The 21,678-nt window shown below is 37.1% G+C and carries 17 protein-coding genes; 14 read left to right on the top strand and 3 right to left on the bottom strand.

Annotated features, from left to right (window positions below; all coding sequences use genetic code 11):
• The first annotated feature begins 328 nt into the window (after positions 1-328).
• From AB1278_RS08370 to AB1278_RS08345, 6 genes are all read left to right on the top strand, one after another.
• Complete coding sequence (locus AB1278_RS08370; RefSeq protein ID WP_202839318.1) at positions 329-763, top strand: hypothetical protein; 435 nt, start codon at positions 329-331, stop codon at positions 761-763.
• Positions 764-868: 105 nt separating this feature from the next.
• Positions 869-1,954: an efflux RND transporter periplasmic adaptor subunit gene (locus AB1278_RS08365; RefSeq protein WP_110010473.1), complete on the top strand. Its 1,086-nt coding sequence runs from the start codon at positions 869-871 to the stop codon at positions 1,952-1,954.
• A gap of 15 nt (positions 1,955-1,969) precedes the next feature.
• Positions 1,970-5,131: an efflux RND transporter permease subunit gene (locus tag AB1278_RS08360; protein WP_202839316.1), complete on the top strand. Its 3,162-nt coding sequence runs from the start codon at positions 1,970-1,972 to the stop codon at positions 5,129-5,131.
• Entirely contained in the window at positions 5,124-6,593 is a 1,470-nt protein-coding gene (locus AB1278_RS08355) for a TolC family protein (RefSeq protein WP_429813662.1), read from the top strand. The genes AB1278_RS08360 and AB1278_RS08355 overlap by 8 nt, the downstream gene beginning before the upstream one ends.
• Before the next feature lie 895 nt (positions 6,594-7,488).
• Positions 7,489-10,443, top strand: a complete 2,955-nt coding sequence (locus AB1278_RS08350; protein ID WP_395974349.1) for a SusC/RagA family TonB-linked outer membrane protein — start codon at positions 7,489-7,491, stop codon at positions 10,441-10,443.
• A 10-nt stretch (positions 10,444-10,453) separates the two neighbouring features.
• Positions 10,454-11,917 carry a RagB/SusD family nutrient uptake outer membrane protein gene (locus AB1278_RS08345; protein WP_429813658.1) on the top strand — a complete coding sequence of 488 codons (1,464 nt, stop codon included), beginning with the start codon at positions 10,454-10,456 and terminating at the stop codon, positions 11,915-11,917.
• Between the two features lie 326 nt (positions 11,918-12,243).
• On the opposite strand, the gene AB1278_RS08340 is transcribed toward AB1278_RS08345, so the two are convergent.
• Positions 12,244-12,756 (bottom strand): hypothetical protein, encoded by a 513-nt coding sequence (locus AB1278_RS08340; RefSeq protein ID WP_429813656.1) that lies wholly within the window; start codon positions 12,754-12,756, stop codon positions 12,244-12,246.
• 73 nt (positions 12,757-12,829) lie between these two features.
• A complete protein-coding gene (locus tag AB1278_RS08335; protein WP_202839300.1) occupies positions 12,830-13,351 on the bottom strand; it encodes a DUF305 domain-containing protein in 522 nt (173 codons plus the stop codon).
• Between the two features lie 256 nt (positions 13,352-13,607).
• Between AB1278_RS08335 and AB1278_RS08330 the strand changes: the two genes are divergently transcribed.
• The 5 genes from AB1278_RS08330 (at position 13,608) to AB1278_RS08310 (ending at position 17,451) form a co-directional block, all read left to right on the top strand.
• The gene (locus AB1278_RS08330; RefSeq protein WP_429813653.1) at positions 13,608-14,645 is read left to right on the top strand and encodes a serine hydrolase domain-containing protein; all 1,038 of its coding nucleotides are present in this window, start codon (positions 13,608-13,610) and stop codon (positions 14,643-14,645) included.
• A gap of 345 nt (positions 14,646-14,990) precedes the next feature.
• Complete coding sequence (locus tag AB1278_RS08325; protein WP_429813650.1) at positions 14,991-15,551, top strand: hypothetical protein; 561 nt, start codon at positions 14,991-14,993, stop codon at positions 15,549-15,551.
• 80 nt (positions 15,552-15,631) lie between these two features.
• Positions 15,632-16,351: an ABC transporter ATP-binding protein gene (locus tag AB1278_RS08320; protein WP_429813647.1), complete on the top strand. Its 720-nt coding sequence runs from the start codon at positions 15,632-15,634 to the stop codon at positions 16,349-16,351.
• A gap of 24 nt (positions 16,352-16,375) precedes the next feature.
• Positions 16,376-16,861 carry a hypothetical protein gene (locus tag AB1278_RS08315; RefSeq protein WP_429813644.1) on the top strand — a complete coding sequence of 162 codons (486 nt, stop codon included), beginning with the start codon at positions 16,376-16,378 and terminating at the stop codon, positions 16,859-16,861.
• A gap of 152 nt (positions 16,862-17,013) precedes the next feature.
• A complete protein-coding gene (locus AB1278_RS08310; protein WP_429813641.1) occupies positions 17,014-17,451 on the top strand; it encodes a hypothetical protein in 438 nt (145 codons plus the stop codon).
• A gap of 134 nt (positions 17,452-17,585) precedes the next feature.
• Here the strand turns inward: AB1278_RS08310 and AB1278_RS08305 are convergent, their stop codons facing one another.
• Positions 17,586-18,386 carry a patatin-like phospholipase family protein gene (locus AB1278_RS08305; RefSeq protein ID WP_110010461.1) on the bottom strand — a complete coding sequence of 267 codons (801 nt, stop codon included), beginning with the start codon at positions 18,384-18,386 and terminating at the stop codon, positions 17,586-17,588.
• A gap of 278 nt (positions 18,387-18,664) precedes the next feature.
• Between AB1278_RS08305 and chrA the strand changes: the two genes are divergently transcribed.
• The 3 genes from chrA to AB1278_RS08290 all read left to right on the top strand — a co-directional run bounded on the left by chrA (position 18,665) and on the right by AB1278_RS08290 (position 21,633).
• On the top strand, positions 18,665-19,792 hold the full coding sequence (gene chrA / locus AB1278_RS08300; protein ID WP_429813638.1) for a chromate efflux transporter: 1,128 nt from the start codon (positions 18,665-18,667) through the stop codon (positions 19,790-19,792).
• A gap of 244 nt (positions 19,793-20,036) precedes the next feature.
• Complete coding sequence (locus tag AB1278_RS08295) at positions 20,037-20,615, top strand: TetR/AcrR family transcriptional regulator (RefSeq protein WP_343639109.1); 579 nt, start codon at positions 20,037-20,039, stop codon at positions 20,613-20,615.
• A 40-nt stretch (positions 20,616-20,655) separates the two neighbouring features.
• On the top strand, positions 20,656-21,633 hold the full coding sequence (locus AB1278_RS08290; protein WP_343639111.1) for a nuclear transport factor 2 family protein: 978 nt from the start codon (positions 20,656-20,658) through the stop codon (positions 21,631-21,633).
• Positions 21,634-21,678 lie beyond the last annotated feature (45 nt).

Raw genomic sequence — 21,678 nt, 5'->3', positions numbered from 1 at the left:
AAAATAATATTAAAATTTTTAAAATCTCCAGGTAATTATAATGAAATAAAAAGTATGCAACATCAATACTGCAGGCTTATATTGATCAAAGATTATTTATCATCCTTTACGGGAAAGAGGTTCTGAAATGCAGAGGAGAAAGACTGGTGTTATTTTTAAACAGTTTGGTGAAGGATTATGGATGCTCACAACCTAGTTCATCGCAATTTCATTTATTTTTTCAATGAAACAGCCTAATTTTTAACACTTTTTTAATCTTTAGCCGTTGCACCTATTTTTAAGTTTAATTACCTTTGTCTCTGGGATGCGGAAAAGATTTTATCAATATTTGTACAGCTTGTTATTTGCGATGCTTACCGTTTTAGGATGGTATTACGGGCAAATTCAGCAGTATATTTCAACGGATATCTCTTCCGATCTTCATTTTACCACTGATCTTCTTGTTCACGAAAAAAAGAGCTTCAAAGACTCTTTTGCATTTCTTAGAAATAATGAAGCTCATGATACTTACAATGTCAGCCATCCCCTGTACAACAAAATCAGAGCTAATCTTTCTGAAAACGACAATGAAAATGATGACAACGTAGAGACCTCTGGTTCTACCGAGCTTCTTGCTCTTTTCAAAGATGGTTTCTGGCATCTGATTTCAGGTTTCGTTACTACATTTCACAACAGACAAATCGCTGTTTCACTTGCCCAATCAGAACTTTTAAAGACCTTACATGATGATCTGTACCTCCAGTACAGGGTCATCCGACTGTGATTTTATACTAATTTTTTCGAAAACCTTATCCGCTTTCATACTCTGTTATGAGAGCCGATGACACTATTTTTTCAATTATAAATTATTATAAAACAATATATTATCATGGTCAAGAAAAGTCTCATGTATATCAACTTGTGCCTTATTCTCTTGTTTGTAAGCTGTCAATCTGAAAAAAAGGAAAAAACAGAAGCAGCGTCATTCAACGTAACAAGCCCGCTTATCAAAGATACTTTGGTGAACAAAGATTATGTTGCGCAAATCCGTTCTATTAATCATATTGAGCTTCGAGCCCAGGAAAAAGGATACATCCAGTCTATTTATGTAGATGAAGGACAGTTTGTACAAAAAGGGCAGCTGCTGTTCAAAATCATGCCTAATCTTTATGAATCTGATGTAAACCGTGCCAAAGCGGAATCCAAATACGCGCAAATCGAATATCAGAATACCAAAAACCTTTCTGACAAAAACATTGTTGCCCCTCAGGAAATGGCTATGGCTAAAGCAAGGTATGAAAAAGCACTGGCCGAACTTGCTTCAATGAATACCCATTTAAAATTTACCGAAATCCGTGCTCCTTTCAATGGAATTGTAGGAAAGCTACACGTACGTAAAGGAAGCCTTGTAGATGAAGGCGAGCTTGTAACTGAACTTTCCGACAACAGCAAAATGTGGGTATATTTCAATGTACCGGAAGCTGAATATCTTAATCAGATGGATGCCAAAAAGGATAATAATCCAATGCATGTACGTTTAAGAATGGCCAATGGCAAAGAGTTTACGCAAGATGGTATTGTACAAACCATAGAGTCTGATTTTGACAATGAAACCGGAAATATCGCTTACAGGGCTACTTTTCCGAACCCGAAGGGACTGCTGAGATACGGAGAAACCGGAAACATCGTTATCACCTCTCCTTATGCCAATGCAATGATGATTCCACAGAAGGCCACTTTCGAAGAGCTGGAAAAGAAATATGTCTATGTGATCGGTAAAGATGGTAAGGTACATGCAAGAGAAATAAAAGTTGCTGCTGAATTACCGCATATTTATGTCGTCGCTTCAGGGCTTGGAAAGGATGACAGAATCCTTTTGGAAGGGCTTAGAATGGTTCAGGAAAACCAGAAGATCAGCTCAAAATACCAAAAGCCTGAAAAAGTAATGTCGAACCTGGATCTGTACGCCGAGTAACCCAAAAGCAGCATTATGTTTAAAAAAGTAATACACCGACCGGTTTTCGCCATTGTGATATCGGTTGTGATCCTGTTTATGGGAGGTATCGCCATGAAGCAGCTTCCTACGGAACAGTTTCCAAAAATTGCACCTACCACAGTAGCCGTTTCTATTGCCTATCCCGGCGCGAGTGCAGATGTATTGGTAAAATCATCTTTAATTACGATTGAAAATGCCATCAATGGAGTTCAGGGAATGCGTTACATCACCACCGATGCCACCAGTGCAGGAGAAGCTACTGTGAACGTTGTCTTCGATCCCGGAACCGATCCGAATGAGGCAGTCGTTCTGGTAAAAACCAGAGTGGACCAGGTAATGCCTTTATTACCGGAACTGGTACAGAAAGAAGGAGTTGTTGTCAACCCGATTCAGCCCAGTATGCTGATGTACGTGAACCTTTACAGCACGAATAAAAGTATGGATGAAAAATTCCTGTACAACTACTCTATGGTGAATATCATCCCGGAAATTAACCGTATCCACGGGATTGCAAAATCGCAGATCCTGGGTAGCCGAAGATATGCCATGCGTATCTGGCTGAACCCTGACCGTATGCGTGCTTATGACATCTCTGTAGATGAGGTGATGAAAGCTATCGGCGAACAAAGTATCATCGGACGCCCGGGGAGAATCGGACAAAGTTCCGGTATTGCAGCACAGTCACTGGAATATGTACTGACTTATAAAGGGCAATACAACAAACCGGAAGAATATGAAAATATTATCGTGCGTTCCAATGCCGAAGGTGAAAATGTGAAACTGAAAGATATTGCCAAGGTAGAGCTTGGAAGTGAATTCTTTGATATTTATTCCAACCTTGACGGGCATCCTTCTGCTTCCATTGTATTGAAACAAAACTACGGAAGTAATGCCAATGACGTGATCAGAGATGTGAAAGCGAAACTGGCAGAAATGAAAGGGAACTTTCCTCCGGGTGTTGATTATAAAATCAGTTATGACGTTTCCCAGTTCCTTGATGCTTCTATTGAACAGGTGATACATACCTTAAGAGATGCATTTATTCTGGTGGCCATTGTAGTTTTCATTTTCCTTGGCGACTGGCGTTCTACGCTGATTCCTATTATTGCCGTGCCGGTTTCTTTGATCGGAACTTTCTTTGTGATCCAATTCTTTGGGTTAACCATCAACCTTGTTACCCTTTTTGCTTTGGTACTGGCGATCGGTATTGTGGTTGACAACGCGATTGTTGTCATTGAGGCTGTTCACGCCAAAATGGAAGACAGTAATATTTCGCCTTATAAAGCAGTAAAAGAAGTGATGGGTGAAATTGCGGGTGCTATTATTGCCATTACAGCCGTGATGGTAGCTGTGTTCATCCCTATTTCATTTATGACGGGTCCGGTGGGAACTTTCTACCGTCAGTTTTCGATTACTATGGCGAGTTCTATTGTTATTTCAGCGGTAGTAGCCCTTACGCTGACTCCTGTTTTAGCCGCAATGTTATTGAAAAACCACCATGGAAAGCCTAAAAAAGCCAATATTTTCACCAAAGCTTTAGACTCATTCAATAGCGGTTTTGATAAAGTAACCGGAAAATATGCTTCATTCCTTAGAAAAATCGTAAGCCGAAAGGTGGTAACATGGGGAATTCTGATTGCTTTCTGTGCCGGAATTGTGATGATCAATAAGGTTCTTCCGGGCGGGTTTATCCCGAATGAAGACCAGGGAACTATCTATGCCATCATCCAGACTCCTCCGGGTTCTACTTTGGAGCAGACGAATAAGGTTTCCAGAACATTGCAGAAAATCTGTATGGGAGTAAACGGTGTGGAATCTGTATCGTCCCTGGCAGGATATGAAATCATGACTGAAGGCCGTGGTTCGAATGCAGGAACATGTCTGATCAACCTTAAAAGCTGGAACGACCGTGATCATTCTGTGAAGGAGATCATGGAAGAACTGGAAGAAAAATCAAAAGACCTTGGAGCTACCATTGAATTTTTTGAACCACCGGCTGTACCGGGATTCGGATCTTCGGGAGGTTTCTCCATGAGATTGCTTGATCTGAACAGAACTACCGATTATCAGGAATTTGATAAAGCCAATAAAGATTTCATCGCACAGCTTAAAAAGCGTAAGGAGCTTTCAGGAGTCTTCACCTTTTTTGCGGCTAATTATCCTCAGTACGAGCTGGTTTTTGATAATAATGCAGCGATGCAGAAAGGAGTTTCTATCGGAAAAGCGATGGACAACCTCAACATTCTGATCGGTAGTACCTATGAACAGGGCTTTATCCGTTTCGGACAGTTCTTTAAAGTATATGTACAGTCGTCCCCGGAATTCAGAAGACTTCCTACAGATATCATGAATCTGTATGTGAAAAATGACCGTGATGAAATGGTGCCTTATTCCGCATTCATGACAATGAAAAAGACACAGGGACCTAATGAAATCACCCGTTACAACATGTACAATTCTGCTGCAATCCGCGGACTTCCGGCTGCAGGGTATACAACGGCAGATGCTATTCAGGCTATCAACGAAACAGCGGCCAAAACACTTCCTCACGGATACAAAGTGGCATGGGAAGGATTGTCTTATGATGAGGCGCAACGTGGTAATGAAGCGATCTATGTATTCCTTGTTGTTTTGGTATTTGTGTATCTGGTTCTGGCGGCACAATATGAAAGTTTCCTTATTCCGTTTGCGGTACTTTGTTCACTCCCAGTCGGAGTTTTCGGATCTTTCTTATTATTAAAAGCGATGGGACTTGAAAATGACATCTACGCACAGGTTGGATTGATCATGATTATCGGATTACTGGGTAAAAACGCAGTGCTTATTGTAGAATTTGCCGTGAAAAGACGTCAGGCAGGAGATTCTATTCTTGAAGCTGCTGTAGAAGGTTCCAAAGCCCGTTTCAGACCGATCCTGATGACTTCTTTTGCCTTTATTGCAGGATTGGTTCCGCTTGTTTTTGCAAGGGGCGCCGGGGCCATCGGAAACCATACTATCGGTGCTTCCTCACTGGGCGGAATGCTGATCGGAACTTTATTCGGAGTGATAGTAATTCCTGGGCTCTACTACATATTTGCCAAGTGGTCTGATGGTAAAAAAATGATTAAAGACGAAGATGAATCTCCATTAAGCGAAGACATGATCCATTATGAATAAAAGAAAAATATATCAATATGCAGGTCTGGCAGTCTTCTTATTAAGTCTTACTGCCTGTAAACCTATAGAAATAGCACAACGTACTGAGAACAAAACTGTTCCTGAAAAATATGGTTCAGCAGAAAATGACACCATCAATACGGGAAAAATGAAGTGGAATGAATATTTCAGTGATCCTCATCTTCAGGAGCTGATCAGTCAGGCCCTTCAGAATAATCAGGAACTGAATATTGTCCTTCAGGAAATTGAAATGTCTAAAAATGAAATCAAAGCCAGGAAAGGGGAATATCTTCCTTCTGTAGGTTTAAAAGCCGGAGCTGGCGTGGACAAGGTAAGCCGGTACACCAATATCGGAGCCATGGAGGCCAATACTGAAATAGAGCCCGGCAGAGAAATGCCGGAACCTTTATTTGACTTTGGTGTTGGTGCCCAGGCACAATGGGAAACCGATATCTGGGGAAAACTTCATAATGCCACAAGAGCGCAGGTACAAAGGTATCTCGCGAGCATTGAAGGAAAGAACTTCATGACGACTCATCTTATTTCTGAGATTGCAGATTCTTATTATGAGCTGCTGGCATTGGATAATGAGCTGGTAATCCTGAATCAGAATATCAAAATTCAGAATGATGCGCTGGATATTATCAAAGAGTTAAAAAAGAATGCGCGATCCAATGAACTGGCAGTACAGAGATTTGAAGCCCAGGTTCTGAAAACTCAGGGCATGCAGTATGACATCCAGCAGAAGATAGTTGAAACGGAGAACAGGATTAATTATCTGGTGGGAAGATTTCCACGACCCGTGGAAAGAAGTCAGGATTCTTTTGATTCTATTGTTCCGCAAGCGGTATATGGAGGAATTCCTTCTGAACTTTTGGAAAACCGTCCGGATATCAAACAGGCTGAATATGAACTGGCTGCTGCCAAGCTTGACATTAAAGTGGCCAAAGCAAGGTTCTACCCTTCTCTTGATCTTTCTGCAGGAGTCGGGTTACAAGCTTTTAATCCACTGTATATCATCAAACCTCAGTCGTTTCTGTTTTCTCTTGCGGGAGAACTTACAGCACCATTGATCAACAGAAGAGCGATTAAAGCGGCTTATTATAATGCCAATGCGAAACAGATTCAGGCAGTATATCATTATGAGCAGACTGTTTTGGGAGCTTATATTGAGGTAGCGAATCAGTTGTCTAAGATTCATAATCTGGAAAGCAGTGTGAATATCAAAACGAAGGAAGTGGATGCTTTAACAAAGTCTATAGATATTTCCAACGACCTGTTCAAATATGCCCGTGCTGATTACATGGAAGTTTTACTGACTCAAAGGGATGCTCTGGAATCCAGGTTTGAGCTGGTAGAGAAGAAAGTGAACCAACTTAAAGCGAGTGTTGCTGTTTACAGAGCGCTTGGCGGTGGTTGGGATCAGGCTCCGTTGGCAGTTCCGGATATTAAGAAAGAATAAATCCATATTTTAATCTTGTTTTCATAAGAAGTCTATCGAAAGATGGACTTCTTTTTTTGTTATCACCGCAGATCTCACAGATTGACACAGAGGTTTGGGATAATTTTATATTATGATTGATCATTGATCATTGATCATTTATCACTTATAATTCAAATCATCCTTAGCCCTGATAGCAGCGGTTACCCCGCAGCAGAAAGTGGATTCAGCCAGGTGCGAGGAGTATGAGCGGATAGCAGGATAAAGCTTCTAATCCTCATTTTCATGGAATACAGCTATAAAATAAATAAAAAGTCTACAAAATAAATAGACTTCTTGTTTTAATTTTAATTCACACTTGAAAATTAACTTTTTTATTATTTTTCAACATTTGCAACACTTCATCCAATGAACTGATAATCAATTTATTATTTTATTAAAATCTAAATTCCAACTATTAACCTACTAATTTGGTAGACTAGTATGATTTATCTCATATTCCCTTTTTGTAGGGGTTCGCCTTTTATTAAATAATTTTGACCCAGTTAAAAAAAATCATAAACTTTATTCTCATGAATAAGAATACCTTTAATTCTTACCTATGCACCATTACGGTGGCAGCTCCTGCACAGCAAAATTGTTGTGGAATGTCTGCCCTTTCACAGCACCAATGTATTTCTCAAGATATGTGCTTTGATATGATGGGCATGATGATGATGTGCTAACTTTTTAAGAGATACATTCATTACTGTAGGAATTAAAGCCAAAGAGTTCAAGGCTTCTTTCATCCGGGTACCTCTCCTGTAATTTTACTATTCGTTTTATAACCTCCCTGAAAAAAGGAGGCGGAAAGTCACATTTTTTACCGGGAGATCAGCAGTAATACACAATTCAGTTTTAAACCTAGATTAATATAATGAAAAAGAAACAATGCAAGCTTGGTGTATTGGCCTTACTCCTGTTCGCGGAATATGGTTTTGCACAAAGCAAAGACAGTCTTTCCAAAGAAACTTCCATCAAAGAAGTGGTGGTGGTAGCTTTTGGGAAGCAGAAAAAAGAAGAAATTACGGGATCTGTACAGTCGCTGAAGGCTAAAGATCTTTCTAATCTTCAAAACGGAAATATTCTTCAGGGAATTGGAGGAAAAGTAGCGGGAGTACAGGTGATTTCCTCAGGACAGCCGGGCTCCCAGCCGACCATCAGAATGAGAGGAATAGGCTCTATCAACGCGTCCAGTGATCCGTTAATTGTACTCGATGGCATTCCATACAGCGGAAACCTGAACAGTATTGCCGCATCGGATATTGAAAGTATCTCTTTTCTTGAAGATGCTTCTTCGAATGCTTTATACGGTTCCAGAGGGGCTAATGGTGTTATTATTGTGAACACCAAAAGAGGAAAAAGTAAAGGTGTAAGTATTGAGGCCGATGTAAAAACAGGGGTTAACTTCAGGTCTATTGAGGATTATTCTGTCTTTACTTCTCCTCAGGATTATTACACCGCTTATTATAACAGAGCAAGAATTGGCGAAATTGCAAGACTGAAACAGCCGGGAGCTGTTCCTTCAGGCCCTTCTCCTCATGATGTGGGACTTGCTGCTCTTACCAAACTGGGATATAATGTATATAACGTTCCTTTTAATCAACTAATTTCAAAGGACGGTTCTTTCAATCCCGACGCAAAGCTGCTCTACCAGGACAACTGGAAAAAGCTGCTTTTCAGACCGGCTTTGAGAAGGGAAGCAACAGTGGGAATCAATGCCAATGGTGATCAGGTAAAATCGTACACTTCCCTTAATTATCTGGATGATAAAGGATATCTGATTTCGTCAGGTTTTGAAAGGTTCGGGATCAGGTCTAATGTAGACTATTCCATCACTTCCAAACTGAAGCTGACCAGTGCTTTATCTTATACCTACAGTAAGCAGGATTTCGGGGAGACCGGAGGTTTTTCCAACCCTTTCCAGTTTGCCAGAAATATTGCTCCTTTCTATCCTGTTTTCCTGAGAGATAACAATTACCAGAGGCTTTATGATAGTTATGGAAATGCTCTATATGACTACGGAGACGGCCAGGGACCTAACGGTGCCACAAGATCTTATGCGGTGTTTGAAAATCCTGTAGGAAACCTTCAGAAAGATAAGTCACAGACTGTCAGTAACATTACCAACCTGAACCTGGGTTTAAATTATGAAATCATCAAAGGACTTGATTTCACTTATAATTTCGGAGCTTATCTCGAAAATACCAGAAACCTGCAGTTCGGAAATACGGAAGGAGGAACTTCATCTTCTGTGGGAGGAACAATTTCTCAAGGTTCTAATTTTAAATATACCCTGAACCATCAGCAATTGCTTACTTACCAGAAAAAGCTGGGAAATCACAGCTTCAACCTCCTTGCAGGGCATGAACTGAATAAAATAAAAGATGATGGATTCTCAGGATCAAAACAGCAGCTTTTACTACCCGACTCTCAGTCATTTGACAATGCCGTAAAAATTACCGACTTATCCGGAAGCGGTTATGAATATGCCGTAGAAGGTTATTTCACGAGGTTATTGTATAATTATGACGGAAAATATTTCTTTAATGCCAATATCCGTAGAGACGGTTCTTCCGTATTTTCTCCGGAAAGCAGATGGGGAAATTTCTATGGATTAGGACTTGCATGGAATATCGCAAAGGAAGATTTTCTTAAAGACAATCGTATTATCAATGCTTTAAAATTAAAAGCTTCTTATGGACAGCAGGGAAATGACAACATTCTTTTAAGTGGTTCCAGCAGAGATTATTATGCGTATCAGGATATCTACGGAATCAACAACTTCGGGGACGACAAACCTGTTCTGTCGCTTAAAAAACAAGGAAATAAGGATTTAAAATGGGAAACCTCCAAAAACCTGAATGCCGGTTTTGAAATTTCACTTTTAAAAAACAGAATCAGTCTGAATGCCGATTATTTTGAAAGAAAAGTTTCGGATATGATTTACGCTCTTCCTCTTCCTCCATCCAATGCGGGTTCATATGTGAAATACGGAAATATCGGAGATATGACCAACAGAGGAGTTCAGGCTAATGTAAGTGTCGATATTCTTCGCGGTGATGAATTTCAATGGAGTTTTTATGCCAATGCTACTCATTACAAAAACAAGATTACCAGATTACCGGCTGAGCAGAGAAATACAGGGCTTGTTTCGGGCTTATTTATTCTGACCGAAGGCGGTGACCGATATACCTATTTCCTGAAAGAATTTGCAGGAGTAAATCCTGAGAATGGCGATGCTTTATGGTATCGTACAACCATCAATCCAACCACTCATCAGGAAGAAAGAACGGTGACCAGTAATTATAAGGAAGCCACCGACTATAACACCGGAAAGTCTGCTATTCCAAAAGTATATGGAGGGTTCGGAACAGATTTCAGTTATAAAAGATTCAATCTGGCAGTGAATTTTGCTTACCAGTTCGGAGGCTATGGATATGATGATATTTACAGAAGCTTATTCCATTCTGACAGCTATGGTTCCAACTATTCAACAGATCTGGATAAAACCTGGACTCCGGAAAATCCAACGGCTGCCTTACCTAGAGTAGATCTTACGGCTACGAACCAGAACGGAAATTCAACACTGTATCTGATCAAATCGGATTATATCAGCCTTCAGGACGTAACCCTCTCCTATCAGCTTCCCGATGGTTTTGCACAACAGGCAGGCTTATCAGGTCTGAAAATCTATGTGACAGGAAACAACCTGTACCTATGGTCCAAGAGAAAAGGCTATGATCCGAGAGCTTCACTGACAGGAGTTTCAGATGCTTACCGCTATTCTCTTTTATCCAGTGTCTCTTTAGGCTTTAAACTTAATTTTTAAAAGAACAGGAATGAACACAATACAATACTTTATAACAGCTGTAACCCTAAGTTTTTTGGCTACCAGCTGTGCCAATGACCTCAATACGTTACCGGAAGGGGATATTTCCGGGGAGCAGCTCAATAACGATGCAAACAGTCCGGAAAAAATTCTGGGTGGAATCTATCTTGATCTTCGAAGCAATGGTGCAGGCGGTACCACCGTTCACTCAGATTTCGGAATCATGGGAATTAAAGCAGGTGCTGATCTGATGTCTAATGATGTGATCCAGTCTACCAACCAGCATTTAGGAATGTTTTATAATTATGAAGCCACTAATGCCAGTAATATTGCTTCTGAGATTGTATGGACTACTTTTTATGCAAGAATATTCGTAATCAACAAGCTGCTGGATGGTCTGGATAAAAATGCCAATGCAAAAAACAGAGCCATTGCAGGACAGCTGCTCGCTTTAAGAGCTTATTCCTACTTTTATCTGGTGCGTTTTTATGCCAATGATTATAACGGACATCAGTCTGAGCCCGGCCTTCCATTGGTTCTTACCGCAGCTAATCCAAGTCAGGGACTTCCGAGATCAACAGTTGCTGAGGTATATACGCAAATCAAAAAAGATATAGAAGAATCTGTAACGCTTCTGGATACTTACACCAGACCTTCCAGAGCCCAGATAGACGAAAGAACTGCTAAAGCTATTGCCGCAGAAGTATTTCTGGAAACAGGAGATTATATCAAAGCGGCTAAATATGCTGAGGAAAGCAAGCAGGGAATTGCCCTGATGACCGAGGATGATTATACCAATACCGGATTTTCCAATATCAATAATCCTGAGGTAATATGGGGTTTTCATAATACCATTTCCACAATGAGCATCGGAAATTATTATGCTTCTTTCTTCTCCATGTTTGATAATACGAATGAAGGATATGCCGGAGCCGCACAGATCCGTAAGCTGATTGACAAGCGTCTTTATGAAGCCATTCCGGCAACGGATTACCGTAAAAAAGTATTCAATGGAAACCAGAATGCTGCATATACATTCAACGGAAAAACGAAGAATTATCCGCCTTACGTAAGCTGGAAGTTTAAGGATCCTACGCTTTTTGAAGGAGATTATATTTACATCAGAGCATCTTCACTATATTATATACAAGCGGAAGCTCTTGCCAGACAAGGAAGAGAAGCCGAAGCAAGACAGGTATTATTTGACATTACCTCCAAAAGAGATCAGGCTTACACATTATCTACGAAATCAGGCAGCGAGCTGATTAATGAAATTGTCCTGCAAAAGAGAATAGAACTTTGGGGTGAAGGCTACGCCTGGTTTGATATGAAAAGATTAAACACCCCTTTAGAAAGGGTATACACAGGAACGAATCATACTTTTGGAAGATTCAACCTGACTCCTGATAAATTCAGATTCCAGATTCCTAATAAAGAGATTAATAATAACCCACAAATCAAGCAGAATGAGTAGATAAACCAAAAACAATTTTACATTCAAATATATTCAGTAACGAGGCGCCATTTACTTGTAAGTGGTGCCTTTTTTATTGACTAAGGTTAGGTGCTGATATTTTTTGACTTTCACTTGCTAAAAATCTTTGATCTTCTTTCACCTTAAAATTATTTATGGAATTAAAAAGACTTTGCGTTTTTCGTTTTCAAAAACACACAAATAAGAAAGGTATAATTGGAAAACGCAAAGACGCAAAATCCTATTAAAAAGGCTGCTATAAGGCGCAAGGATTTTATCTGCGATAAAATTGAATACTGTTTATTTCCAGGTCTCTTGCTGATTCTTTATTTTATAACAATATCAGACTTGTAATGATCTTTTACCAGTTCTCCATTTTTATACAATCTCTGGTTTACCACCTTTCCTTTTTCATTAAAATAAAGCCACAATGCATTTTTTCTTCCTAAAGAATCCAGGCGTCCCATTTCTTTCGGCATTTTATTATTATGAAGAATCTGAACAGGATACAATCCTTTCAGATCTTTCAGGGAATCCATTTTTGCAGGGATCAGTTCTGAATCATTCCCTATTTTGAAAATATATTTTTTTCCTTTATCACTATTCAAAATCAGTTCATCACCTGATATCTTATATTTACCTTCTGAAAAAGGAGCTGTTACTATGTGATCATAGCTTACAAATTCTGTTTTTAAAAATTCAAAATTTCCATCTTTTATAAAAAGTGAATAGCTTCCATTTCCCGATTCCAATTCAACATATTTAGGATATTCTTTATCCTTTTTACAGGAAATAATAGTGAAAAAAATGATAGAAAGGCTAATAGTTTTAATTTTCATGGAAACTAAATTATTAAAATATTCTGATTAAAATAACAGTATATCTATATTCGTGTTATTTCAGATTCCTGCCCTACCTTTTTTCAAATTCTCTGAGTTTGTGCTTCATCAGCTTGATTTCTTCGGATTGGGTTTTAAGAATATTTTTCTGCAGGGTAATCAGCTGCGGATCGGTAAGATGAGCCTTTTGTGACATTAAAATAGCTGCTGCATGATGAGGAATCATACTTTTGACAAACTGTCTGTCATCAACATTCATCTGTTCTCTGATTCCGAACCAGGAAAAAATACCTGATATTACGGCAATGATCACTATAGTCCAATTTATTGCTTTGTTGGTATACATCTTTCGCATCACCCACAATTCAATGAGAAGCATCGCTGAAGTCATCAACAAAGCCATATATAGATTATTAATGTTCGAAATAAGATTCTTCAGGCTGTCTATCATAGCATACATAATGATATACATCGCACAAAACATCACTACAGCCATCAATACAAATTGTCCGTACATTGTAGAGGAAGAACGTTTTGAATGCTTTTCAACTTCCATGGAAGAAGATGCTCCATGCTTATGCTCTGTATTTTCCATAAAAAGAAATTTAATTGATTATTGGGTATCATCAGCATTTTTGAGTATTACTACTCATATAAATTCAAACCAAATTTAAAAATACAGACTTTTATCTTACTGATTTATGTTTTCACTCATATTAATTGACAAAAATATTTACTTGTACAATCTGAGGAAAAAGATATATTTGGAAGCTCAAATCTTTAAAACAACCATTTACAAAAGATTCAATAAGAATTTTCTTATATCTCAATTTTTAGCAAAAAAATAAGTAATGACCAAAACACAATTATTTTTCACAGGTATATTTTCTACGTTGTTATCTGTTGCCGCAGCAGCTCAGAAACAAGACGCTTACACTCATAAAATCGACAGTATTATAACGTCTCCCAGCCCGATAGCTTTCAATGGCGTCGTTTTGGTGGCTCAGAAAGGAAAAGTACACTATCTGAAATCCAATGGCTACAAAGATTTTGATAAGAAAATTCTTTTGAAAACAGGAGATCAGTTTGAAATCATGTCCAATTCTAAGCAGGTTACCGCAGTATTGGTTTTACAGGCTGCCGAACAGGGAAAACTGAATCTTCATACTCCTATCAGAAAATACCTTCCTTCTCTTACCCAAACCTGGGCCGACACAGTTACCGTACACCATCTTCTGAACCATACCCACGGGATTAGCAATCTTGAGAAACCTGCAGCTTTCAAAGCCGGTACCCAGTTCAAATATGGCAACCTTTCTTATATCATGCTGGGGGAAATCCTTAAAAATACAACAGGAAAAAGCTTTACTGAACTTGCCGGTTCTCTTTTTAAAAGGTTGAAAATGGATCAGACTTTTGTTTACAATACAAAGAATAATCAATCTCTGGTTGCAGGTTATATGAATGAAAACAATCAGTTTGTAAAAGTAAAAGAGTCCTTTCTGAATGATGATATTGCTCCTGCTGCAGGCGTCATTTCTACGGTGCAGGATCTTGCAAAATGGGATCAGGCTTTATTTAAAGGAAAACTTCTCTCTCCTGAATTTCAAAAGCTGATGCTGACACCTTCTACAACTTCCCAGCATAATGTGTTTGGAAAAGAAAGTATGGGATTCGGGTATAATATAAGATTTATCAAAGAGGCAGGACTGGATTATTTTGCAGTCACAGGTCTTGGTGATGGTTTCACTTGCCTTAACACTTATTTTCCTTCCACTGATACCACCCTGATTATTCTTGAGAATCAGATGCCCGAAAACAGCGAATACTGGAGTTTCAAAGAGGCTGCAATAAAGAATGTGATTCTTACAGCTATAGCTTCTCATTAATATTTTTTATTGATTATTCACAAAACCTCATTTTTAACATTTATTTTTAATAAATTTTTAATTTCATAACACGTGAGTAAATTTCACTCTGTTTCTCAACACCTTACACCAGATTTGAAATATAAACCTGGCATATAAAAAAATAACAGCACTGTCACAAAAGAGATTAAAACCCTATGAATCACAACTCTTTACATAAACAATGGAGCCCATAACATCAGCAGATGATCTCTTATAAGTATTAAAAAAAAATGTTACTTTTGCTTTAACGAATTAAAATTGCTTTTTAGCTTTTTTATGAGTAAATTTATGTGCACCAAGTTATAAAACATTAAAATTCATTCCATGAGAAAAATAATTCTACTTATTACATGTATGTTCGGTATTTCAGTTTTCTCACAGATCAAAGTGTTGAAAAATGAAAGTTTGGTGGAAATTGGTAAAGATAATTCCGTTGGTCTATATAAAAAGGAAGATAAATTTACAGTGAACTACCAGGATCTGAACACCAGCAACCTGAATACAATCCGGTCTTTTTCATTCCAGAACCTTAATGGAGATGTTGCCGGGCTCTATAAACTGATTATGGATGGTTTTATTTCCACTCCAGAAGAAAATATTATATTGGAACTGCCTAATGATATCATAGAGCTTCATTATGAAAAAAACTATGGGCAGCAGACCATGCAGTTTATTCAGGTGATCAACAAGAACCGGAAATACATTGGAAAATCACAGTTTTTAACCCAAAAACAGGTGGAGAAAATTTTTGGAAGAACGAACGGAAAGTATGCCATGTATGACAAACCTTCCAGCATAAACCCTTCGGCAGTAAAAGGAGCCACCAATACTGCTTCTACAGCAGCTCCGGCATCTGGCGGAGCCAAGAAAAAATCAAGAAAATAATTATATTTTATAAATATTGCGAAACTCATTCTATCGGATGAGTTTTTTTATTTTATTTTTGCAGAAAGACATTACAATTTATGCCGCTTCAGATAATCAATTTAACCAAAAAATTTGGTGAACAGACTGCTCTTGACAACATCAACATTTCTATTGATAAAAATGAGATCATCGGTCTTCTTGGTCCGAACGGAGCCGGAAAATCTACGCTGATGAAGTCTATTGTGGGGGCTCTGAAAATTGATCAGGGAGAAATTATTTTTAATGGAATGAATATCTCAGACCATGAGATTGAAAGCAAAAAGAAAATCGGTTTTCTTCCTGAGAATAATCCGCTGTATCTGGAGATGTATGTGAAAGAATATCTTCAGTTTGTGGCCAATATCCACAAAATTTCCGAATCCAGAGTAGATGAAGTGATTGAACTCGTAGGAATTACTCCGGAAAAATCAAAAAAAATCGGACAGTTGTCTAAGGGATACAAGCAACGTGTAGGATTGGCACAAGCTATCATTCATCAGCCGGATCTGCTGATTCTGGATGAACCTACCAATGGTCTGGATCCCAATCAGATTATTGAAATCCGTAATGTGGTGAAACAGATCGGACAGCAAAAGACTGTTTTACTGTCTACCCATATCATGCAGGAAGTGGAAGCACTGTGCTCAAGAGTCATTCTGATTCATAAAGGAAATATTCTTCAGGACTGCCCTATTGATGAATTCAAAGGTAAATTTGAAAGCCTGGAAGATGCTTTTGCAAGTTATACGCAGAATTTTAAGGTTAAGGTTGAAAACTAAATTAAGAGTTTCATTTTTGTAATTATGAAGACAAAATTTACTTTTAAAGTTTTTTTACCAGCTTTATTGTTAATTGCTTTTTTTTATGTTATTATATTAGTTATCCCCGGGATATTTATTACAGAAAATTATAATACCCCATTATTTCCAAGAATATTTATCCCAAGCATACTTATTTTTTCTTTCGTAGTACTCTTTGGAGAAGTAAGAACAAAATGTATCAGTATAACAATTAACAAAAATGATATTGTTGCTAAAAGGTTTTTTGGACTTTTAACTAAAACTTATAAAATTTCTGAAATTGAAGGTTGGAAATTTAGCTATTTGACAGGTAAAGGAGGAACTTATGAATACCTTTATTTGTATAAAGATGGAAATAAAGTTGTAAAAATATCGCAATTCTATCATAAAAATTATTTTCAGGTAAAAAATTACATTCAAGGAAATTTTAAGCACTTAGGTTATGAAAAGTTATCTTACACAGATGAGTTCAAAGAAATATTTAAATAATTATTTTTAATCTATTTTTAGTTCATACAAATTTATTATAATTAAAAAATCATTGTAATAAACTTTACGCACTTGTTCCTAAAAAGAACATTCAGCTGAAATATGGCTTTATATTTGATAGAATCTGAAATGTTAACCAATAACCACTCAATATGATAAAGCATATTTTATTAGGGACTTTCTGTTTAGCCCAGTTTTCTTTTGTTCAGGCTAAAGAAGTTCCCGCTCCGAAGACAGATGGTTTTATAACTTCTTCTGCCCTTCAGCAGGTACCGAAGACTGTTATTATTAAAACCAAAAAGTTCAAGATCAGAATCGACAAACAACCGAATGGAAAATACCTTTACCAGTCCTGGAATGCCAATTCAAAGATCACCGCTAAGCCAAGCATGATCATCAGCGATGGTGAACTGATTCCTGACGGTACAGGAGGAAATTATTATATCGAATTCAACAATGAAGGGCACAGCTATCAGATCTGGAGAAATTATCTTACAGATTCTCCGAAAAAAGCACCTTATACATTAGTTGTAAATGATGCGAATGACCGTGAAATTGTTCACCAGGACGGATATGTCGTGAAAAATTAGAATTATAAAAGCGGGAAGCTGAAAGAATGAGGCTGAAAGTTATTATAGTCTGCCTATAACTTCTCTTTTAGAACCCAAGATTGTTTTCCTTTCTTATAAAATAAAAGTCCTGTATTGATTAATGCAGGATTTTTTTATGTTCCAGATTGTTTTAATTCTGTGAAAAAAGTACTTTCTTCATAGCTTTCTTTTGCTGCTTTGTAACCGATATTGAAAATCTCTTCCAGTCTGTCTTTTCTCCGTTCGAAAGTTCCGTAGGAAGATAATTTTTGGGAAGAAATGAACCAGTCACAGTAATCAAATTTTATTTTTTCGATTCTGTAGGACAGAAGGTCATAAGAGCGGGAAACGATTGCTTTAATAGAGTTCAGATCCTTGATCTTTGCTTCATTGGGCGGAGATACAAATACACCGATCAGCTTATCACAGTCTTCCCTGATGATATCTGCGGGGAAGTTATTCAGTACTCCTCCGTCACAATACATTTCATCTCCAATGATGTAAGGAGTGGTGATTCCCGGAATGGAGCAAGAGGCAATAATGGCATCAACAATTTCAAAATCTTTATCAAAAATTTTCTGGGTACCTGCAACCAACTCTGTAGCTACGATTTTCACTTCAATATCAAGATCACCTAATTTCATTTCGTGGAAAATAGGTTTCAGGTAGTTTCTGAAGATCACTGAAGAAACCAGTCCCGGCTGATTGAACGTAAAGTGTTTCCAATTGAAAAAATAGACAGAATTGAAGAATTCCAGGATTTCTTCCGGAGTTTTTCCGACAGCATGAAGACATCCTACAATAGATCCTGCGCTGCAGCAGGAAAGAATATCTATCTCAATACCTTTTTCCTGTAAGAATTTTAATACTCCTGCATGAGCGATTCCTTTGGTACCGCCTCCTGATAAAACAAGTCCTACTCTCTCAAAATTCATTGAATAAATGTAAGAAAACAGTCTGAAATAATTAAGTTAATTTTTATAAATATGCTAATTTTAAAATTATTTTAAGAAAAATCGTTGTAATCACATTAAAATTCAATCAAACAGCTTTAAATCCTTAAGCGGCCTGACCTTATAGTCTGCTATTAAAGCCCATACTTTTCAAAATTAATGTAAAAATGATCATCCAGATATTAAAATATATCCTATAGTTTTTTACTTTTATCAAATCAATTTTTAATAAATGGTTCTTGTAAAACAAATCGTTTAAAGTGAACAATAATAATGACTTAAAAGACCTTGCCAAATTATTTCTGAAGCTCGGAATCATTGGATTTGGAGGCCCGGCAGCCCATATTGCAATGATGCAAAAAGAAGTGGTAGCTGAAAAAAAGTGGCTGACAGATCAGGAATTTCTGGATCTTATTGGAGCTACCAATCTCATTCCCGGTCCTAACAGTACTGAAATGGCAATCCATATAGGACGTGAAAGAGCAGGCTGGAAAGGACTTATAGTTGCCGGGCTTTGTTTTATATTTCCTGCGGTTATTATTACCGGTATTTTTGCATGGCTATACAAAGAATATGGCCGGCTTCCCGAAGTATCTCCTTTTATTTATGGAATAAAGCCTGCCATTATAGCGATTATAATAGGTGCCGTATTCCCACTGGCAAAAAAATCAGTAAAAACTTTCCCATTAGCGGCTGTTGGAGGAATTGTTCTCATATGTTCTTTGTTAAAAATCAGTGAAATAGTATTAATGTTCGGAGCCGGATTTTTAATATTGATGATAGAGTATCAGCAAAGAAATAAAAAGCTGAACAATTTTATTTTTATTAGTCCACTTCAGTTTTTACTGTCTAACACATCTTCTCTGCTCAATTTAAAATTATTCTGGATCTTTCTGAAAATCGGAGTCATATTATATGGCAGTGGATATGTTTTATTCGCTTTTCTGGATACAGAGCTTGTTTCCAGAGGGATTATTACCCGTCAGGAACTTATAGATGCTATCGCCGTAGGCCAGTTTACTCCGGGGCCTGTGTTTTCTTCAGTGACATTTATCGGATATCAGATCAATGGACTTTCGGGAACTTTGGTATCTACTTTAGCCATATTCCTTCCTTCTTTTATATTTGTTGCTTTGTCCGGTCCTTTCATAAATAAAATGAGAAATTCTGCAACATTTTCTTCTTTTCTTAACGGTGTAAATGTGGCTTCTGTAGCTCTCATTCTGTCTGTATGCATCACTATGGGAATTGACAGCATTACCGACTGGAAAACAACTCTTATCGCCTGTATAAGTATAGCTGTTGTATTCGGATTTAAAAAACTAAACAGTGCTTTTTTAGTTATCGGAGGAGCACTATTAGGTTTTTTACTAAGCTTTTTATCCTGAAAAACACTAATGAGTATACTTTCTATAAAAAACCACAGATAAAAATCTTTGGTTGTATGATTAATCCTGGAGCGAATTGATTTTCTTATCAATTAGATGGGCATTAAACCTAACAGGTTTTAAAAACCTGTTAGGTTATTTTTACATGTTTAAAGAATCAATTGCCAGCCTTACACGCTAATAAAGAATCTAAATAATAATAAATTCAATTTGGAACGATTGGTTTAAATTGTATATTTGCAGTATGCCAAGAAATAAAGAATTCGACTATACGGAAAAACTGGAATTAGCCCGTAATCTCTTTTGGGAAAATGGATATCACGCTACCTCAATGCACGATATTGTAGATGCTATGAAGCTGAACAGAAGCAGTATTTATGATACCTATGGTAATAAACATGATTTGTTCTTAAAATGCTTATCCAATTATTCTGATTTCAAAGAAAATCAATATTACCAGGCGTTACAAGCAAAAAATGAAGGTATAACCGCGCTTGAAAACATTATCCGTGATGTTGTTGAACAAACTGTAACTGATAATAAAGCATGCCTTACGGTGAAAACCATTTTCGAAATTGTTCCGGAAGATCAGGAAGCCAGGCAGCTTATTTTAAAAAGTGGCAAATCTTTACTGGCTATTTTAGAAAAAGCAATATTACAGGCTCAGGAAGATGGAAATATCAAAAGTACAACTTCAGCTCAGATTATTGCCCGCTATATATTATCTTCTTTCAGCAGTTTCTGGAGCCATTATAACCTGACCCAAAATAAAAAGGAAGTAATGGAAATGGTTGATTTTTTAATAGATCAAATTAAGAAATAATTTTTTTTATCAAATTCTGGAACGATCGGTTTAAATAAAAATGAAGAACAATATCATAATAACAGCTACTCTTCTGATATTCATAAACATTACCAATATGAAAGCTCAGGACAGGTCAGCAATACAACAACAAAAAAATATGAACAATACAGATCTTGCGACACTTCGCAAAAACAAAGTGAAAACGTATTTCAAAAAAGTGGATGAAGGGCAATTTGACGAAGAATATTTTAATCTCTATACAGATGATGTAGAAATATATTATCCTAAATTCGGGTTTGAAAAGGGAAAAAATGGAATCACAAATTTTGGAAAAGTAATGGGTGCTCATCTTCAAAGCCTCAGCCATGATATTGATAATTTTAAATATGTAATTTCTGACCATAGTATTGTGGTAGAAGGGACAGAAAGGGGAATTACAAAATCCGGAAAGGAGTGGCCTGATAATAAGATTTCTTATGGTAAATTCTGCAATGTTTTTGAATTCGAAGATGAATTTATCAAACGTATACATGTGTATGTAGATCCTGATTTTACTTCAGAAGATGTAGATAGAATAAATATATTTAAAAATCCATCGTTACCTATCAACAAAGAATCTCTAAAAACAACAAAAGAGGTAATAGATGAATTTTTTGCTTTACAATCCGGAAAAAAGGAAGGAAATATTTTAGATTTATTTTCTGATCATGCAGACTGGGACTTGCCTGGAAATAAACAAAAATTTCCGTGGACAGGTAAAAGGCAAACTAAGAAGGAAATAGAAGAATTTTTTGAAGAATTATACTCAAATGTCAAACCTGAAAAATTTGAAATCGACTTTATAGCTGTTAATGGTGAAAATGCCACTGCTACTGGATATCTGTCTTCAAAAATTTTAAAATTCAATAAGATATTTACTACTGAATTTGTTGTGATTTTTAAAGTAGTGAATGGTAAAATTGTGAAATATCATTTTCTGGAGGATAGCTATAAACTTAATGAAGAAATGCAGTCCAAAGCTATTAATGTGCAATAGAGATTTACAAAGTTATTATTACTTTCACTAAAAAAACCCGGAAAA

Origin of the sequence: Chryseobacterium sp. NRRL B-14798 (assembly GCF_050470705.1) — a bacterium.
Classification (GTDB): Bacteria; Bacteroidota; Bacteroidia; order Flavobacteriales; family Weeksellaceae; genus Chryseobacterium; species Chryseobacterium cupriresistens.
This window is presented reverse-complemented; position numbering and strand designations above follow the sequence as displayed.

Coding starts and splice junctions, on each gene's coding strand:
- AB1278_RS08365 (WP_110010473.1), top strand. CDS start 869: ATGGTCAAGAAAAGTCTCATGTATATCAACTTGTGCCTTATTCTCTTG.
- AB1278_RS08360 (WP_202839316.1), top strand. CDS start 1,970: ATGTTTAAAAAAGTAATACACCGACCGGTTTTCGCCATTGTGATATCG.
- AB1278_RS08355 (WP_429813662.1), top strand. CDS start 5,124: ATGAATAAAAGAAAAATATATCAATATGCAGGTCTGGCAGTCTTCTTA.
- AB1278_RS08350 (WP_395974349.1), top strand. CDS start 7,489: ATGAAAAAGAAACAATGCAAGCTTGGTGTATTGGCCTTACTCCTGTTC.
- AB1278_RS08345 (WP_429813658.1), top strand. CDS start 10,454: ATGAACACAATACAATACTTTATAACAGCTGTAACCCTAAGTTTTTTG.
- AB1278_RS08340 (WP_429813656.1), bottom strand. CDS start 12,756: ATGAAAATTAAAACTATTAGCCTTTCTATCATTTTTTTCACTATTATT.
- AB1278_RS08335 (WP_202839300.1), bottom strand. CDS start 13,351: ATGGAAAATACAGAGCATAAGCATGGAGCATCTTCTTCCATGGAAGTT.
- AB1278_RS08330 (WP_429813653.1), top strand. CDS start 13,608: ATGACCAAAACACAATTATTTTTCACAGGTATATTTTCTACGTTGTTA.
- AB1278_RS08325 (WP_429813650.1), top strand. CDS start 14,991: ATGAGAAAAATAATTCTACTTATTACATGTATGTTCGGTATTTCAGTT.
- AB1278_RS08320 (WP_429813647.1), top strand. CDS start 15,632: ATGCCGCTTCAGATAATCAATTTAACCAAAAAATTTGGTGAACAGACT.
- AB1278_RS08315 (WP_429813644.1), top strand. CDS start 16,376: ATGAAGACAAAATTTACTTTTAAAGTTTTTTTACCAGCTTTATTGTTA.
- AB1278_RS08310 (WP_429813641.1), top strand. CDS start 17,014: ATGATAAAGCATATTTTATTAGGGACTTTCTGTTTAGCCCAGTTTTCT.
- AB1278_RS08305 (WP_110010461.1), bottom strand. CDS start 18,386: ATGAATTTTGAGAGAGTAGGACTTGTTTTATCAGGAGGCGGTACCAAA.
- AB1278_RS08295 (WP_343639109.1), top strand. CDS start 20,037: ATGCCAAGAAATAAAGAATTCGACTATACGGAAAAACTGGAATTAGCC.
- AB1278_RS08290 (WP_343639111.1), top strand. CDS start 20,656: ATGAAGAACAATATCATAATAACAGCTACTCTTCTGATATTCATAAAC.